The following is a 16,433-nucleotide window of genomic DNA, read 5'->3' as shown; positions in this document are numbered from 1 at the left end:
ATGGTCGCGCTGTCCGACACGCTGGTCGTGCCCATCGATCTGGCGGCCCTCTGCGTCGGCGAGACCGACGTCAACGGCTCCCCCACGCATCCCTACGGCACCGCGGATTTCTCCCGGCTGGCGCCGGATTTCGCGCTGCTGCCCTATGCGGCCGACGGGATCGCCCACAATCCGGGCCCCTATCTCAGCGCGAAGGCGCTGCCCCAGACCTTCCAGTCGGCGTCGACGCCGCTCGACGTGGGCATCCACCTGCACTGGGCGCTGCCCGCCGCGCTCAGCCACGGCGCCCAGAAGGACGATGGCAGCATCGGCTTTCCGCCGGCGCCGAACCGCTGGCTCGTGGTCCGCATCGCCACCAATGCGCAGGAGCCGCGCACGCCCGGAACCTGCCTGAAAGCCTGGGTGCTGGAGAGCGACCGGCTGTGGGACGGCACCCTTGCCGCCGACATGCCGGTGCAGAACCGGATGAGCCTCGACGTTCCCATCTCCCCCCGGCCGAACGTGCAGCCCAACATCTCGTGGCGGACGCTGGGCCGGGTGTTCGACCATGCCGGCTGGCGGGAGGATCCCGACGCGGACCGGGCGAGGCTCACCGCGCTCGGCTATGGCGAGGCCACCTATGCCGCGACCTATCAGCTCTGTCCGAATGTGTTCGGCTTCTGGGACACGCTCGCCGATCTCGACCCCGCGGCCTTTCCCCCGGACAGCACCCGCGTGTCCTATCTGCTTGCCGGCTGGTTCGCCGAGGCGGGAGACGATCCGCTGACGCGCATTCCCTACCCCGAGGGGGCGGACGCCCGGCAGAAGCTCGCGGCGATCGCCGCCGCCTATGGCTGGGTCTTCCCCCTCGAGGAGGGCGGCGAGGTGCCGGCGCGCACGGTCTATGCCTCTCTCCTCACCGACATTCCGTGGGACCGGCAGACCCACTACATCGAGAAGCGCGAGCCGGCCGCGGGCGGGCTGAAGATCGCGGTGGGCAACACCACGCCCGAGGCGCTCTCGGCGCTGATCGCCGCCGATCCCGATCTGGCCGGCGAGAAGAATGTCGAGCTCATCCTCAACGCGTTCCAGCTCGGCCTGCTGACGCGGCTGGAGCTGCCCGGCGGGCTGGTCGATCTGGAAGAGGCGCTGCACAAGAGCGCCTTTGCCGCCATCTCCGACAGCTCGCTGTGGCGGATCGATCCGGCCTCCGGCGTCAAGACCGAACCCGGCCGCGGCGGACCGCTGCTGTCGGAACTGCCGCCGGCAATCGGCGATGCCCTCAACGCGCTCAACCTCGCCCAGGCCGAACTCGACCGCCTGCGCCGGGATATCGCCAGCCTGCGGTCCCGCATCTTCGCGGACTGGGCCCGCTACATGCGGATCGCCTATCCCGTGCCGCCGACAGGGGGCGGCACCATCACCGCCAATGAGGCCCGGCAATTCATCACCAACGAGATCGCCGCGCTCAACACCCTGGTCGCGCAGCAGGGCGAGGCGGAGCAGGAGGTGGAGCGGCGGCGTGCCGAGTTGCACGCCGAGATCGGGCCGGATTACGCCTTGACCTCGACCGATGGCGCCCGCTTCCTCGGGCCCGCAGACCCGGTTCTGCTGTTCTCCGGCGCCGATGTCGACCCTTCGACCCGCTACGAGCCGCGCGGCCTGCGGGATGAGAATGGCGATCTGGTCTGCCGGGTCGGCACCCGGCTTCTGTCCGCCCTCGTCGCCCGGAACGGTGGCAGCGACTTCACCATCGGCGCCGATGCGCTGCCCTCGGTTCCCGCGAACCCCGCCCTTCCGTTCGGCGCGGCGGTCGCCGCCCTTCAGGGCGAGGCTTTTCTGGTCGATCCCGTGCAGTCCGCGGTGCTCGCGGCCGCGGTCGCCCGGCTGGGCGGGGCCGGCAACCCGGCGGTGGCGGATTTCGGCGCCTTCAGGGCGACGGTCGAGGCGGCGCAGGCGGGGCTCTATGGCGGCGTCAGGCCCGACACGGTGGTCTTCACCGGCACGCCGCCAAGTCTGGTGGCGTTCAAGCGGTGGTCGGCGCCGTGGATCCCCATCATCCTGCAATGGCAGACCGAGCATTACCCCAACGCCCTGCCGCCCTATCCCGCCGATTTCGTCACCGCGAACTACGGCTTCGACGCCGCCGGGGTCGACCTCGTCTTCAACGGCACCATCCCGGTCGACCCGGAGAATGTCCGCACCTATCAGGGCACCATCGTCCTCACCCACAACACCGATATCAACATCCGCCAGCAGATCGAGGACTTCATTGCGAACTTCCCCGATTCCGACATGGTGCCCGAGCTGAAGGAGATCCTCGCTCACCTGCACCTCGCGATGCAGGCGCAGGCTCTCAGCGGGTTCGATCAGGCGCTGCTGATGCTGGCGCGCGTTCTGCAGATGGAGGTGTCGGACCCGCTCGGCATCCTGCAGGGGCAGTTCTTCGCGAACTTCACCAATGTCACGGTGAAGAACGCCGTCCTGCGCCACAACATCGATACGCCGCTCGGCAACAACACCTTCTCGCCGCTGCGCAACGGCGGCTTCCGCATCGCCCGGGTGCGGATCGTCGACGCCTTCGGCCAGCCGCTCGACCTCGAAAGGCCGCCGGTCATCCGTGCGGCGAGTCTGGTTCCGCCGCAGGAGAGCGAGGAGCTCATCAACCTGCCACTGCGCATCACCCAGCCGGTGCGCTTCGCGTTCAACTGGCTGTCCGCCGGCAATGACGCGGTCGAGCTCAACAGCCACCCGGCGACGACCCCGGTGTGCGGCTGGGTGCTGTTCAACCGGCTCGATCAGGCCCTGATGATCTATGACGAGATCGGCACCGCGCTCGGCTCGCTCAACCTGCTCGGGCCGCTGTGGCAGGGCGCGCCGGGCAACCAGCAGGCCTACGGCAGGCCGATCGAGGAGGTCTTCGCCGACGCCAACCCGCATCTGCGCGCCTTTGCGCTGGGCCTTGCCGGCGCGGCCGACCCCAGGGCCTATCTCGCCGACATCCTCCGCACGATCGACCGCAGCCTCGGCTTCATCTCGCCGGACCAGAACCAGCCCTTCGACGCGCTGTCGGTGCTGATCGGCCGGCCGCTGGCGCTCGCCCGCGCAGTGCTGGACCTCGAGCCGCTCGGCCTGCCGGCGATGGACCAGAGCCTCGCCGCCTTTCGGGCCGCCATCGACGGCAAGGACCCGCTGCAGCGGGAGGATGGCGGCGCGCCGGCGGTTCGCGTGCCGGTCGTGCTGGGTGCCTTCGACGACGTCGACGACGGGCTGGTCGGCTATTTCATCGACGATGGGGCGGCGGCGGCCTACCACACCTTCTACGCCGAGGCGGCCGACCCCTCCTGGCGGCACGGCGTGGTGCCGCCCGCCTCAGACCAGATCACCCTGGCGACGAGCCGGGAGAGCCGCCCGGTGGTGGTGTCGATGCTGCTCGACCCCAATGCGCCGATCCACGCCCGCACCGGGCTGCTGCCGCTCGTCGAGCTCGGCATTCCCTCCTCGATGATCGCCGACGACCTCGCCCGCATCGCCGTCACCTTCCTCACCACCCCCGTGCTGACCTCCGGCCTGCCCCAGATGCCGGTTCCGGACGAGAGCGGCTATGTCTGGAAATGGGTGACGCAGGTGGCCGGCGCGGGAGAGTGGTCGGTCGAACCGGTCGTTGGCGGGACCGATGTCTCGCTGCTGCGCCAGCGGGCGCAGGAAGGCTGGCTGAAGCTCGAACATGCCCCCGACTCGCCGCGCGCGCGCCGCCGGCGGCCCCGAACCGCGTGAGGACCCGCCATGACCGATCCGGCCTCCATCACCTTCGCGCTCGCCAATGCCGGAACCGGCGAGCCGGTGATCTACGTCACCCAGGACACCAGCCTCAACCGGCTGCGCTTCACCCTCACCTATGGCGGCCCGGCGGCGGCCACCTTCCGGGGCGGCGCGCCGGTTCCCGAGGCGCAGATCACGCCGCAGGGCCCGACTTCGTTCTATTTCACCATCACCCCGGTGCTCTCGCCCGCCGAGTTCGCCGCGCTCAAGGTCACCCCGCCCGCAGGGTGGCGGGCGGTGAACCTCACCTCCTTCGCGCTGGCGCCGGTCGCCGACCTCACGGTGAGCCCCGGCGACAGCTTCGTCTTCGAGATCGACAATGTCGCCGCCGACGGCCAGCCGGGGCCGGGCTCGTTCAACGTCAGCAACTACAATGTGCCCGGCGTGATGGACAACGGCACCCAGCTCGCTTTGGCGCTGGAGCGGGTGCCCTCGCTGCACAAGCGGCTCGCCGATGTGCTGTCGCTGTCCTTCGTCAACGGCAACAGCGTCTATATCGACGCCGACGGCAAGGGCAGCATTCCCTCCAACACGCTGGTGCTGCGCCTCGACAACATATCGGGCAAGCCGCTGGTGCCCGCCGGCACGCCCTGGACGAAGACGCCGGTCTTCTTCCTGAGCTTCGTCTCGGCGACGGCCAAGCCGGGCTATGGCGCCCTCACCACCGTCGACCGGCTGAAGAACGTGCGTGCCGCGCCGGCGGCGGACTACGGCACGAAATGGGTGGTGGACGACCAGTCGGCCGCGACGCCGCCCTACTGGGCGCTCTATCCCAGGAGCCCGGAAATCCTCGGCGCGGGCGCCTCCGCGCTCATGGATTTCCGGATCACCGACATCGTCACCGACTTCTGGCCTTCCGGCACCAACCTTCAGATCCAGTCGTCCGAGATTCCCGGCTATGACGACGGGGTGCAGGCGCTGGTGATCGACAAGCGCTCGCCGACGCTGGCGATCCAGGATTTCAGCGCCGAGGCCAATAATGTGGTGTCGGGAACCCCGGTCGCGCTCAACTGGCGGACCTTCGTGGCCAATCGCTGCGAACTGAGCCCGGTGGACGGGCAGACCGTCGCCGTGCCGGTGCAGTCCGCCGGGACCTACAAGGTCTCGCCGGCGGTGACGACGACCTACACGCTGACCGCCTATGACGACGCCGGCGGCCGGCGCACCAGCCAGCCGCTCACCATCTATGTCCAGCCGGTCCGCTTCACCCGGCAGCTCGTCGCCACCCCGGCGACCGGCATCCACTATGGCGACCGGGTCGCGCTGTCCTGGGCGACGTCCTCGGCGACGTCCTGCTCCGTCGCGCCGCCGCTGGATGGGCAGAGCCAGGTGCCGCCCTCGTCGGACGGCACCATCGTGCACCCAGCCGCCACGGTGCAGTACACGCTGACGGCGCAGGGGCAGAACGGGCCGGTGCACAGCACGCTCACCCTCGTCCCCATTCCCAACGGATGGCGAAAGGTGGCGGATGCCGGGCTGTGGAACTCGATGGGCCGCCCCGTGCTGCTGCCCGATTTCCACGACCGCCTCTGGTTCCTCGCCGGCGGCTCGGGCGACGGGCAGAGCGCGGTGTTCCGCAGCATCGACGGCTTCGTCTGGGAATACGCCACCAACCAGGCAGCCTACTCCCCGCGCGGCGAGGCGGCGGGCTGCGTGTTCGATGGCCGGATGTGGCTCACCGGGGGCCGCACCCGCGACCGCGTGGTGAACGAGGTCTGGGCCTCGTCCGATGGCGTGAACTGGACGCAGATGCCCGCCGCCGGCCACTGGTCGCCCCGCAGCCGCCACGGCTGTCTCGCCTTCGGCGGGAGGATCTGGGTCATGGGCGGGGCGGGCGCGGATGGCAGCCCTCTCGCCGATGTGTGGAGTTCGGTCGACGGGGTCACCTGGAATCAGGTGACCGCGGAGGCGCCGTGGACGGCGCGCAGCAGCTTCGGCACCGCGGTGTTCGGCGGCGCGATGGTGGTCGTCGCCGGAAGCTCCGCCGCGGGGCCGCTCGCCGACATATGGGGCAGTGTGGACGGGCGGTACTGGGCCGGGGTCGGCAGCACCGTGCCCTGGCCCGCCCGCCGGAGCCCGAACGTCAATGTGGTCGACGGCCGGCTCTACGTGGTCGGCGGCATCGGCCGCGACGGCATGGCGATATCGGACAGCAACATATTGAAGGCGGACGGGCGCTGGGGCCTTGGCCTCGGCCCCGGCTGGAGCGGCGACACGCTCGATCTCGCCTCGGCGGCGTTCCTCGGGGCGCAGTGGTTCGCCGGCGGGACTCTCGGCGGCCAGGCCAACCGCACGGTCTGGGGCTTCGGCTGACGCGGATGCCGCGCCCGCCCGGCGCTCGCGCCGCGGGGCCGGCCGCTTTCACCCCCGCTCAGCGGGCGATGTCCTGAGTGACCTCGACCCGGTTGCGGCCCGCCGCCTTGGCGCGGAAAAGCGCGAGATCGGCGGCGGTGATGAGCTGCTCCACCGAGACGAAGGCGCTGGGCGTGACCGAGGCGACGCCGATACTGATGGAGAGATGGCCGTCGCCCTGCGTAATGGCAAAGTCCCGCACGGCTTGCCGCAGCCGCTCGGCCACGGTCCTCGCGCCTTCCAGCGGCGTGTCGAGCAGGACGACGACGAATTCCTCGCCACCGAAACGGGCGGCGAGATCGCCCGGGCGGTTGGCGCCGATGCGGATGGCGTTTGCGACCTGCCGAAGAACCTCGTCGCCGGCGAGGTGGCCATAGGTGTCGTTGTAGTTCTTGAAATTGTCGACGTCGATCATCAGCACCGAAAGCGGCTTGCCGGCGTTCAGCGCCCGGCGCCATTCGGCCCGCACATACTCGTCGAAATAGCGCCGGTTGCCGAGGTCGGTCAGGCCGTCGACCCGTGTCAGCCGCTCCAGCTCGAGATTGGCCTTGATCAGCAACCGCTGGCTTTCGCGCAGCGCGGCATAGGCGACCTCGCGCTGGACATGGTCGATATAGGCGCGGGTGTGGTAGCGAATCCGCGCGATCAGCTCGATGCGGTCGGGCAGCTTCACCAGATAGTCGTTCGCCCCCGCCGAGAAGGCGGCGCTCTTGATCGCGGGCTCGTCCTTGGCGGAGAGGACGATGACCGGCACGGTCTGGGTGCTGGGCGTCTCGCGGTAGCGCTTCACCAGCGAAAGCCCGTCTATGCCGGGCATGACGAGGTCCTGGAGAATGACGGTCGGCTTCAGTTCCTCCGCGACGCGAATGGCATCCAGCCCATTGGTGCAGTAGTGCAGGTCGATGTCGGTTTCGGTCGCCAGCGCGCGGCGCACGGCTTCGCAGATGAGCACCTGATCGTCGACCAGCAGCACCATCGAGGGGTAGGCATCGGCCGTGGGAGGGGCCGGGGGTATGGACGCAAAGTCGCCGGTCATGCGCCTGCCTGTTGTTGAGGGGCCGCAAAGGTCTCGATGAGACGCCTCGCAATCCGGTCAAGGGGCAAAATCTCCACCGCCGCACCGAGAGCGGCCGCCGCTTTTGGCATGCCATATACCGCCGAACTCTCTTTGTCCTGCGCAATGGTGAGGTGGTGGGCGTCCCTCAGCATCTTCAACCCGCTCGCGCCGTCGCGGCCCATGCCGGTCAGCAGCACCGCCACGATCTCGCCCGGCCATCGCCGGGCGCTCTCGAAGAAGACGTCGACCGAAGGGCGGTAGGGGTAGTCGCGCGGCTGGGGGACATAGGTCAGCGTGCCGCCGGCGGAAAGCGCGAGATGATCGCGCGAGGCCGCGATCAGCACCGTGCCGGCCTCCGGCGTATCGCCCTCCCGCGCGGGGCGCACCCGCAGCGCCGTCTGGTTGCTGAGCCATGAGGCGAAGCCCGGCACGAATTCCTCGTCGAGATGCTGCACCACGACGATCGCGGCCGGGAAGGTGGCCGGCAGCCCCGCCAGCACCGCCGCGACCGCGGCGGGACCGCCCGCCGATGCGCCGATGGCGAGCAGCGGCAGGCCGGAGGCACGGCTCGCCATCGGCCGAACCGCCCGTGGCGCCGGGTGCTCGCCGACCAGCTTGCCGATCGTCGCGATTTTGCCGAGCAGGGTGAGCGAGCCGGCCTTGAGATCGGCGCCCGGACCTGCCGTCGGGATGTCGACCGCGTCGAGCGCGCCATGGCCCATGGCCTCGTACACGCCGGGGACGTTGCCATCGACACTCGCCGTCACCAGCAGGATCGGGCAGGGCGTCGCCGCCATGATCTGGCGGGTTGCCTCCACCCCGTCCATCTCCGGCATGACGAGGTCCATCAGCACGAGATCGGGCAGATCGCGCCGGCAGGCCTCGACCGCCTCGCGTCCGTTCGCCGCGACCCAGGCAAGCTGGTGTTCCGGGGCGGAGCCGATGACGCGCCGCAGCAGCTCCGTTGCCATCTCCAGATCGTTGACGATCGCGATGCGCATCAGTGTTCCGGCCTTGCTGGCGGCGAGACGGCGGTGGAGGGGCCGATCAGGTCGGTGACGGCCTCGGTGAGGGCCGCGTCGTGGAAGCTCCCCTTGGTGAGGTAGTAGTCGGCGCCGGCGTCGAGGCCCCGGCGCCTGTCCTCCTCACGGTCCTTGTAGGACACGATCATGACCGGCACGTTCCGCAGGCGCGGGTCGCGCTTCATCAGGGTCACCATCTCGATCCCATCCATCCGGGGCATGTCGACATCCGTTATCACCAGATCATAGGCGCCGGAGCGGATGGCGTTCCAGCCGTCCATCCCGTCGACCGCGACATCGACCTCGTAGCCGTTCTGGTCGAGCAGCTTGCGCTCGAGTTCGCGGACCGTCAGGGAATCGTCGACCACCAGGATGCGTTTGCGACGCTCCTCGGCCGGGCCTTGCGCGCGGGCGGTCTCGGCACGCAGCGCGTCGGCCATCGCCAGCTTGTCGGCCGAGCGCAGCAGGTCCTCGATATCGACGATGAGCACCGGCGAGCCGTCCTCCATCAGCGCCGCGGCGCTGATGTTGCGGATCTTGCCGAGACGGGTGTCGAGCGGGCGCACCACCAGTTCGCGCTCGCCCAGGAAGCGGTCGACCGCGAACCCATAGGCGCCGGTGCCTTCGCCCGCCACGGCCACCGCGATCTCGCCCTCGCCGAGGCTGCCGGTTCCCTGCCCCAGCACCTCGCCCGCGGCGACGAGCGCGACGCGCTGGCCTTCGAGGGCGAAATGGGCCCGGCCCTGCAGCTGTTCGATCGCCTGCGGCGCCAGCCGGAGCGTGCGGAAGAGGCCCGCGAGCGGGAGCGCGTACGCTTCGCCCGCGATCTCCACCAGCAGGGTGCGGATGACGGAGAGGGTGAGCGGCAGATCGAGCTGGAAGCGCGTGCCGAGGCCCGCCTGCGTGCTGATGGCGACATGCCCGCGCACCTGCCGGGCCATGGCCTGCACCGCGTCGAGCCCGACGCCGCGGCCGGAGACGTCGCTGACGCTGCCCTTCATCGAGAAGCCGGGGAGAAAGAGGAATTCGAGCAGTTCCGCCTCGCTCAGCCGCGCCGCGGTGTCCTGCGCGGTGAGGTGCCGCTCCAGCACGATGCGGCGGAGCCGGTCCAGATCGACGCCGCGCCCGTCGTCCGCAACCACGATCTGGAGCTGGCCGGCACGGTGGCTCGCCTCCAGCAGGATGACGCCTTCCTCCGGCTTGCCGGCCGCCCGCCGCTCCTCCGGCGCCTCCAGCCCGTGATCGATGGCATTGCGCAGGAGGTGGCCGAGCGGGGCGTCGAGCTGGTCGAGGATGTCGCGGTCGATGCCGGTGGCGCCGCCCACGATCTCCAGCCGCGCCTTCTTGCCCAGCGCCCGGCTGAAGTCGCGCACCATCCGCGCATAGCCGCGCACGCCATCCTCGAAGGGCCGCATCCGGCTTTCCAGCGTCTCCGCGTAGAGCCGGTTGGCGAGATCGGTGCCGCGCCGGTCCAGCGCCTCCACCTCCTCCAGCCGCTGGGCCAGTTCGATGCGGACCTGCTCCAGGGCGGCCGCGGCGGCGGCGAGCGCGTGCCCGGCGCCCGGTGCGGCGTCGGGCGCAAGCGCGGCGCGGGCGGCATCGAGCGCCCGGGCGATGTCGCCATGGTGCCGCTTGAGCCGGGTCAGGCTGTCGGCGAAGGGGCCGAGCCGGCGGGCCTCGATGAGCGATTCCCCGGCGAGGCCGAGCAGCCGGGTCATGCTCTGGGCGCCGATGCGGATCATCCGGTCGCCGCCCGGCACGGGGGCCTCGGACGCGGCGGGCGCGGGATCGGCCGGTGGCGCGGGACCCGCCGGTGGCGGCTCCAGGGATATGAGCGGCGCCGTTTCCGCCGCCGCTTCGGCCGGCGGCTGCGGGGCGGGCGGTTGCGGTTCGGCGTCCGCCGGCCCCTGTTCGATCGCCAGCAGGAAGCTCGCGATCCGTGCCTCCAGCGCGGAAGGCTCGGGCGGCGGTTCGGTCGCGATCAGGCCGAGAAGGTCCACACCCTTCAGCAGCGCGTCGATGCGGCCGTGCCGCAGCACGAGGCGGCCCGCCTGGGCCGCGACCAGGCATTCCTCCATGGCGTGGGCGACCCGGACAGCGGGCATGAGCTCGATGATGCGGGCGGCGCCCTTCAGCGAATGGGCGGCGCGCATCGCGGCTTCGAGGTGCTCGGCCGCGGTGGGGTTGCGCTCGAGCGCCAGCAGGCTCGCGGTCAGTTCCAGCGACTGGGTGTCCAGCTCGGCCCGGAACAGGTCGAGCATGGAGAACTGGCTGAGGTCCGGGGGGCTCATGAGATGCCGCGGTCCAACGCGTCGAGCACGAGTCGGGCGTCAAGTTCCCCGACGGTGGTTCCGTTCCAGGCGATGATGGCGGCGGCGAAGGCGCTCGACGCCTTGCCCACCGTTGCCGGCAGGTCGAGCACGTCCTTGGCCGCGGCGGTGTGAAGCCCGTGCACCTCGTCGGCGGCGAAGGCCGTGCGGTGGCCGCCGCCGCCGATCACCACCAGGCGTGGGAAGGCGGGCGTCCGCTCGCCGGCCGGCCGGCTGCGCCGCGGGCCGATCCCGAGCAGGGTGGCGAGCGAGACCTGGACCAGCAGCTCGCCCCGCACATTGACGATGCCGAGAACCAGGGCGTTGTCCCGGTGCGGCAGGCTGTGCACCGGACGCGGCTCGGTGATCTCCTGCACCACCTCCGCCGGCAGCGCCAGCCACTCGTCGGCGAGGCGGAACACCAGCACGCGGCGCTCGCGGGCGGCCTCGGCGACGGGGACGTCCTCATCCATGCGCCGGGCGAAATGGCGGGTCCATTCCTCGCGGTAGCCGGGCGGCAGGGGCCGGTCGAGCAGCCGGCCGGCCGCCCCCGCCGCGGGTGCGCCCGTCCCGCCCTCCGCTCCGGCGGTGGCGTTGCCGTCGATCGCCATGGGCCGCGCCGGGCCCGGTCCGTGCGGGCTCATCGGCCGGCCCTCTTCTCGATGCGCTGCAGCCGGTCGTCGAGCGCGGCGGCGGCGTCGGCCGCGCCCTGGCGCCGCAGCAGCAGCGCGAGGTGGGCGAGGGCCTCGCGGTGATCGGCGGCGAGATAGAGCGCCTTGCGGTAGCTCTTCTCCGCTTCGGCGGCATCGCCGGTAGCGTCGCAGACGAGGCCGAGGAGATAGAAGGCCTGTGCCGAGGGGCCATGGGCCTGCATGTGCCGGGACGCGGCATCGCGGGCCTCGGCGAGGCGTCCCTCATTGGCGGCCTGTTCGATCGCGGCGAGGCTGATCTGCCCGGCATCCGCGCGCGCCACGGCCGCGGCCGGGACCGGTGCGACCTGCGCGCCCGCAGCGGACGCGAAGGCGCCGCGGGGGAGGGGCGCCCGTCCCGGGGCTGCGACCGGCCGCAGGCGCCGCGGGGGCAGCGGGCGTGGCGCCGCCGCCGCCGGCACGGGCGCCCGCGGGACCGCCGCGCCGCGCGGCGCCATGTTTTCCTCGGCCTTCACGAAGGCGAAGGCCATCGGTGCCCGGACCGGCGCGAAGCCATGGAGCCGGGGCAGGCTGGCTTCGGCCGGACCCACCAGCAGCAGGCCATCGCGGCCGAGCAGCCGGTACAGCCGCTGCAGCGCGCGCTGCTGCCGGTCCCGGTCGAAATAGATCAGCAGGTTGCGGCAGAAGATGACGTCGTAGGGGACGGCCGCCTCCATCTCGAACAGGTTGCCGTACCGATAGCGGATGCGCTGGGTTATCTCCGGCCGGGGGCGATGGCCGTCGGGCACGGGCTCGAAATAGCGGTCGCGATAGGCGAGCGCGGTTCCGCGAAAGGAGTTGCGGCCATACACCCCGCGTTCCGCCTCGGCGATGTTGCGGGTCGAGACATCGACCGCGTCGACCGTGAAATCGGACGGCGCGAAGCCGGCGTCGAGCATCGCCATGGCGAGGGAGCAGGGCTCCTCGCCGGTGGAGCAGGGCAGGCTGAGCAGGCGCAGCGGCCGGCGCGTGGCCGGAAGCGTGGCGAGCCGCTCCGTCATCGCCGCAAACGCCTTGGGGTCGCGAAAGAACCAGGTCTCCGGCACCACCACCGCGTTGACGAGCTGCTGAAGCTCCTCGGCGCTCGCCGCCAGCAGCCGGGCGTAATCGGCCATGTCCGGGGTGGCTGACGCGGCCATGCGCTGGCGCACGGCGTAATGCAGGGCGGAGCGGCCGACGCTCTCCCAGTCGAGGCCGATCGCCTCCCGCAGCTGCGCCCCGATCTGCTCCAGCGTCACGGCGGGGCTCCGGCGGGCTGGAACAGCATGGCCCGCAGCTCGGGCGTCAGCAGCGCGCTCGCCCGCACCCACTGGACGAGGCCCTCCTCATCCGCCGCGACGGGGCCGAGATAGGCGGGCGTTCCCGCCTCGACGCCGGTGGCGACGAAATCGGCGGGGTCGCGCTCGATCGTGCCGGTCGCCTGCTCCGCGCAGAGGGCGAGGGTTTCCGTGCGGCCGGCCTCATCGGCATAGCGCACGAGGATGACGCGCGAGCTCATCATGCCGGCGGTCGGCCGGCCGGTGGCCAGCAGGCAGACGTCGATCAGCGGCACGGCGCGGCCGTGATAGTCGAGAAGCCCCAGCACGGCGGGCGGCAGGCCCGGCACGGCCTTGGCCTCGAGCAGCGGCAGCACCCGCTCGACCTGGGCCGCATCGAGCACATAGCGGTCGGCACCGATGCGGAAGCTCAGGAACAGCATGGTGTCGCCCGCGCGCTCATGCCCGGAGCCTGAACCGCGAGATCGAGCTGCGCAAGCCGGAGGACACCTGGTTCAGCTCGTCGATGGCGGCGGTGGACTGCTGGAGCGACTCCACCGTCTGCTGCGCCGCCTCGCTGAGCTGGGACAGCGCCTCGCTGATCTGCTCCGCGCCGGTGGCCTGGGCCTGCATCCCCTCATTGGCGAGTTCGAAACGCGGCACCAGACCCTGCACCTGATGGATGATCTGCGAGAGCTGGCCGCCGACCTCCTGCACGTCGAGCATGCCGCGGCGGACCTCCTCCGAGAACTTGTCCATGCCCATGACGCCGGCGGCCACCGCCGACTGGATGTCCTTCACCATCTGCTCGATATCGTAGGTCGAGGCGGCGGTCTGGTCGGCGAGGCGCCGGATCTCGGTGGCGACGACGGCGAAGCCGCGGCCATACTGCCCGGCCTTTTCCGCCTCGATGGCGGCGTTCAGCGACAGGATGTTGGTCTGGTCCGCCACCTTGGTGATGGTGGTGACCATCTGGTTGATGTTGCCGGCCTTCTCGCTGAGCACGGCGAGCCGGGAGTTGATCGCGGCGGCGGCCTCCATCACGTGGCGCATGGTGGCCTCCATCCGCGCCAGCCCGGTCTGGCCGCCGCCGGCCAGCGTCGCGGCGTGCTCGGCGACGTTCGAGACCTCGCCCATCGTGCGGACCAGCTCGTTCGAGGTGGCGGCGATCTCCTTGGCGGTGGCGCCGATCTCGGTCGTGGTCGCGGCGATCTCGCTGGCCGTCGCCTGCTGCTCCTTGGAGGTGGCGGCGATCTCGGTGATCGAGGTGTTGACCTGGATGCCGGATTTCTGGATGTGGCCGATGAGGGTGGTGAGCTCGTTCGCCATCGCGTTGAAGCCGTCCGCCAGCGTGCCGAATTCGTCGCGGGCGGGCAGGGCGAGCCGCTCGGAGAAGTCGCCGGTGCGCATCAGCTGCACGATGGCCATGAGCCGCGCGAGCGGCACGGCCACCGCCCGGAACAGCAGATAGCCGCACAGGACGGACAGGCCCAGCGCGATCACGAACCCGGCCAGAAGCCCGATCTCGGCCATTCCCACCACGCTGACGATGGTCTGCGTCGACCGGGTCGCCTGCTTCTGGTTGAACGCGACCGTCTCGGCGAGCTGGGCGCGGATGCGGGTGAACTGCGGCTCCATCTGGCTGCGAATGGCGTCGCGAAGGTCGGTGCCGGAGCGCGGCAGGATGGCCTCCTCGGTGGCGACATAGGCGTCCGTGGCGTTGCGAAGCGCCTCGAACGCGCGTCGGTCCGCCTCGGTGTCGAGCGTCGCCTCATACTCGTCGATGAGACCATCGAGGGTCGCCCGGTTGCGGCGGATGAGCTCCAGCGTCTGGTCGCGGCCGGTCGAGGTCTCCTCCAGCGCGAGGGCCCGCAGCAGGCTGTGCGCCTCGGTCCACACCGCCATCATGCGCAGGCTCGCGGAGAGCGCCGGCACGGTCTGGTTCTCGACCATGTCCGCTTCCCGCTCGGTCACCACGAAGCCGTAATAGGCCACGCCCGCCACGCCGGAGAGAACCACGAGCATGGCCAGGAAGCTCGCCAGGATGCGCTGGCGTATGGTCACATTGGTCATCGGTCCCGCTTCGCGATGGGAACAGGTGGGGCGCGGGTCAGGCGGTCCGCCCCGGAAGGTTGGGCGGCGTCATGCCGACGCGACGTCAAGGCTAAGCGCCATTCGTTTCAACTTGGTTGAGCGCCGTCCCGCCGTCCCGCCGCGATGGGCGAAGCGCCTAGCGGCCGGGTGAAGCCGGGGCTGCCGCGCCTCCGGCCGGCCAGGTGGACAGCGCCTGCTCGGCGACCGCCTCCAGCATCGCGCGGCCGACGCCGGCCTTGGCCTGCACGGCGATGCCGTGGGACACCGCCATCACGAACGCCGCGAGAGCCTCGGGGCTCGCTCCCGGTGGCAGGTCGCCCTCCGCCTTCGCCCGTTCGAGGCGCTGACGCAGGCGTTCCTGCCCGGCGGCGCGGAAATCGATCAGCGCCTGCCGCACGGGCTCGGCCTCGTCGGGGCCTGCGAGCGCCCCGTTTATGGCGAGGCACCCGGTGTGCTCGCCATAGCGCGTATTGAGGTCGACGACGCCGTGCAGGATGCGGCCCGCGACCTCCCGTGCGGTGGGCAGCTCCAGCGCGGCGGGGAAATAATCGAGGTAGCGCTCGACATAGCGCTCGAGCGCGGACCGGAACAGCGCCTCCTTGTTGCCGAAGGCGGCATAGAGGGCCGGCCGCTCCACGCCCGCCGCCGCGGTGAGGTCGGCGTAGGAGGTGCCCTCGTAACCCTTTCGCCAGAACACGCAGAGCATGGCGTCGAGCGCCTTCTCCACGTCGAATGCGCGCGGACGTCCCATCACCCTGGTTCGGTCTGTTTCATAACGTCTATTATGAATCGCTTGACAGCCTCTGTCCAGATTGCCTACCCATGTTTCATAACGGTTGTTATGAAACTGGTACCGGCCCTGCCTGTGGTGGCGCGGCGCCCCGACGACGAAGGGAAGGCCTCTCATGTCGAACAATCTGAAGGGCAAGGTCGCGCTGGTGACCGGCGGCTCCCGTGGCCTCGGCGCCGCCACCGCGGCCGCGCTGGCCGACCAGGGCGCCGATGTCGCGATCAGCTATGTCGCCTCGGCCGACAAGGCGGAGGCGGTGGTCGCGGCGCTGCGGGCGAAGGGCGTGCGGGCCCACGCCTTTCGGAGCGACCAGGCCGACACGGCGGCCGCACGGCCGCTGATCGAGCAGGTGGTGGCTCATTTCGGCACGCTGGACATCCTCGTGAACAACGCCGCGATCGCGGTGCAGGGCCTCACGGACGATCCCGCGCTCGATACGGCGAGCCTCGACCGCCAGTGGCAGATCAACGTCCTGGGGGCGGTGGCGACCACCCGGGCGGCGGCGCCGGTGCTGCCGGAGGGCGGCCGCATCATCTTCATCGGCTCCGGCCTCGGCAGCCGCGTGCCGTTCGCCGGCGTGGCGGACTATGCCGGCACCAAGGCGGCCATCGTCGGCTATGCCAGGGGCGTGCAGCGCGATCTCGGCCCGCGCAACATCACCGTCTCGGTGGTGCAGCCCGGCATCATGCCGACCGACATGGCGGCGGCCGCGGCGGAGCAATTGCCGCCGGCGATCATGGATCTGCACGCCATCCGCCGCATCGCCACGCTGGAGGAAGTGGCCGCGGCCGTCTGCTTCCTCGCCGGCCCGCATGCCGGCTACATGGCCGGCGCCGTACTCGATGTGGCGGGAGGCTTCCAGGTCTGAGCGGAAGCCGCCCGCTCCCGGGGACGGCAGCGGGGGCGACGGGGGTCGTCATGGCGCATCGTTCGCCGGCATGGCGGGCGGCGTGCCGTCCGGCCATCGGCAAGGCGCGGCGCTTCCGGCCCCTCCGCGTCCGAAGACGCCCCGCCCGGGGTTTGCCGGGCGGGGGGGTCAGCGGAGGCCGCGGCGGGCCTGGAT

General features: G+C 71.0%; 11 protein-coding genes. 3 read left to right on the top strand and 8 right to left on the bottom strand.

Going from position 1 to position 16,433, the window contains the following annotated elements; all coding sequences use genetic code 11:
• A complete protein-coding gene (locus KHC27_RS11295; protein ID WP_213339072.1) occupies positions 1-3,756 on the top strand; it encodes a hypothetical protein in 3,756 nt (1,251 codons plus the stop codon).
• 9 nt (positions 3,757-3,765) lie between these two features.
• Positions 3,766-6,114, top strand: coding sequence for a kelch repeat-containing protein (locus KHC27_RS11290; protein ID WP_213339070.1), 2,349 nt, complete (start codon positions 3,766-3,768; stop codon positions 6,112-6,114).
• Positions 6,115-6,172: 58 nt separating this feature from the next.
• Here KHC27_RS11290 and KHC27_RS11285 read toward each other — a convergent pair whose 3' ends face one another.
• The 8 genes from KHC27_RS11285 to KHC27_RS11250 form a co-directional block, all read right to left on the bottom strand.
• Positions 6,173-7,189: a diguanylate cyclase gene (locus KHC27_RS11285; protein ID WP_213339064.1), complete on the bottom strand. Its 1,017-nt coding sequence runs from the start codon at positions 7,187-7,189 to the stop codon at positions 6,173-6,175.
• A complete protein-coding gene (cheB, locus tag KHC27_RS11280) occupies positions 7,186-8,211 on the bottom strand; it encodes a chemotaxis-specific protein-glutamate methyltransferase CheB (protein WP_213339062.1) in 1,026 nt (341 codons plus the stop codon). Before cheB ends, KHC27_RS11285 begins: the two co-directional genes overlap by 4 nt.
• A complete protein-coding gene (locus tag KHC27_RS11275) occupies positions 8,211-10,523 on the bottom strand; it encodes a hybrid sensor histidine kinase/response regulator (RefSeq protein WP_213339060.1) in 2,313 nt (770 codons plus the stop codon). Before KHC27_RS11275 ends, cheB begins: the two co-directional genes overlap by 1 nt.
• Positions 10,520-11,185 carry a chemotaxis protein CheW gene (locus KHC27_RS11270; RefSeq protein WP_246519868.1) on the bottom strand — a complete coding sequence of 222 codons (666 nt, stop codon included), beginning with the start codon at positions 11,183-11,185 and terminating at the stop codon, positions 10,520-10,522. Before KHC27_RS11270 ends, KHC27_RS11275 begins: the two co-directional genes overlap by 4 nt.
• Positions 11,182-12,468 (bottom strand): CheR family methyltransferase, encoded by a 1,287-nt coding sequence (locus tag KHC27_RS11265; RefSeq protein ID WP_213339057.1) that lies wholly within the window; start codon positions 12,466-12,468, stop codon positions 11,182-11,184. Before KHC27_RS11265 ends, KHC27_RS11270 begins: the two co-directional genes overlap by 4 nt.
• Complete coding sequence (locus KHC27_RS11260; protein WP_213339055.1) at positions 12,465-12,929, bottom strand: chemotaxis protein CheW; 465 nt, start codon at positions 12,927-12,929, stop codon at positions 12,465-12,467. Before KHC27_RS11260 ends, KHC27_RS11265 begins: the two co-directional genes overlap by 4 nt.
• Before the next feature lie 16 nt (positions 12,930-12,945).
• Complete coding sequence (locus tag KHC27_RS11255) at positions 12,946-14,559, bottom strand: methyl-accepting chemotaxis protein (RefSeq protein WP_213339053.1); 1,614 nt, start codon at positions 14,557-14,559, stop codon at positions 12,946-12,948.
• Positions 14,560-14,716: 157 nt separating this feature from the next.
• Entirely contained in the window at positions 14,717-15,331 is a 615-nt protein-coding gene (locus tag KHC27_RS11250; protein ID WP_213339052.1) for a TetR/AcrR family transcriptional regulator, read from the bottom strand.
• Positions 15,332-15,485: 154 nt separating this feature from the next.
• Here KHC27_RS11250 and KHC27_RS11245 point away from each other — a divergent pair, with 154 nt between their 5' ends.
• Positions 15,486-16,238: an SDR family NAD(P)-dependent oxidoreductase gene (locus KHC27_RS11245; protein WP_213339051.1), complete on the top strand. Its 753-nt coding sequence runs from the start codon at positions 15,486-15,488 to the stop codon at positions 16,236-16,238.
• Positions 16,239-16,433: the final 195 nt, after the last annotated feature.

The organism is Ancylobacter lacus (assembly GCF_018390635.1).
Taxonomy (GTDB): Bacteria; Pseudomonadota; Alphaproteobacteria; order Rhizobiales; family Xanthobacteraceae; genus Ancylobacter; species Ancylobacter lacus.
This window is presented reverse-complemented; position numbering and strand designations above follow the sequence as displayed.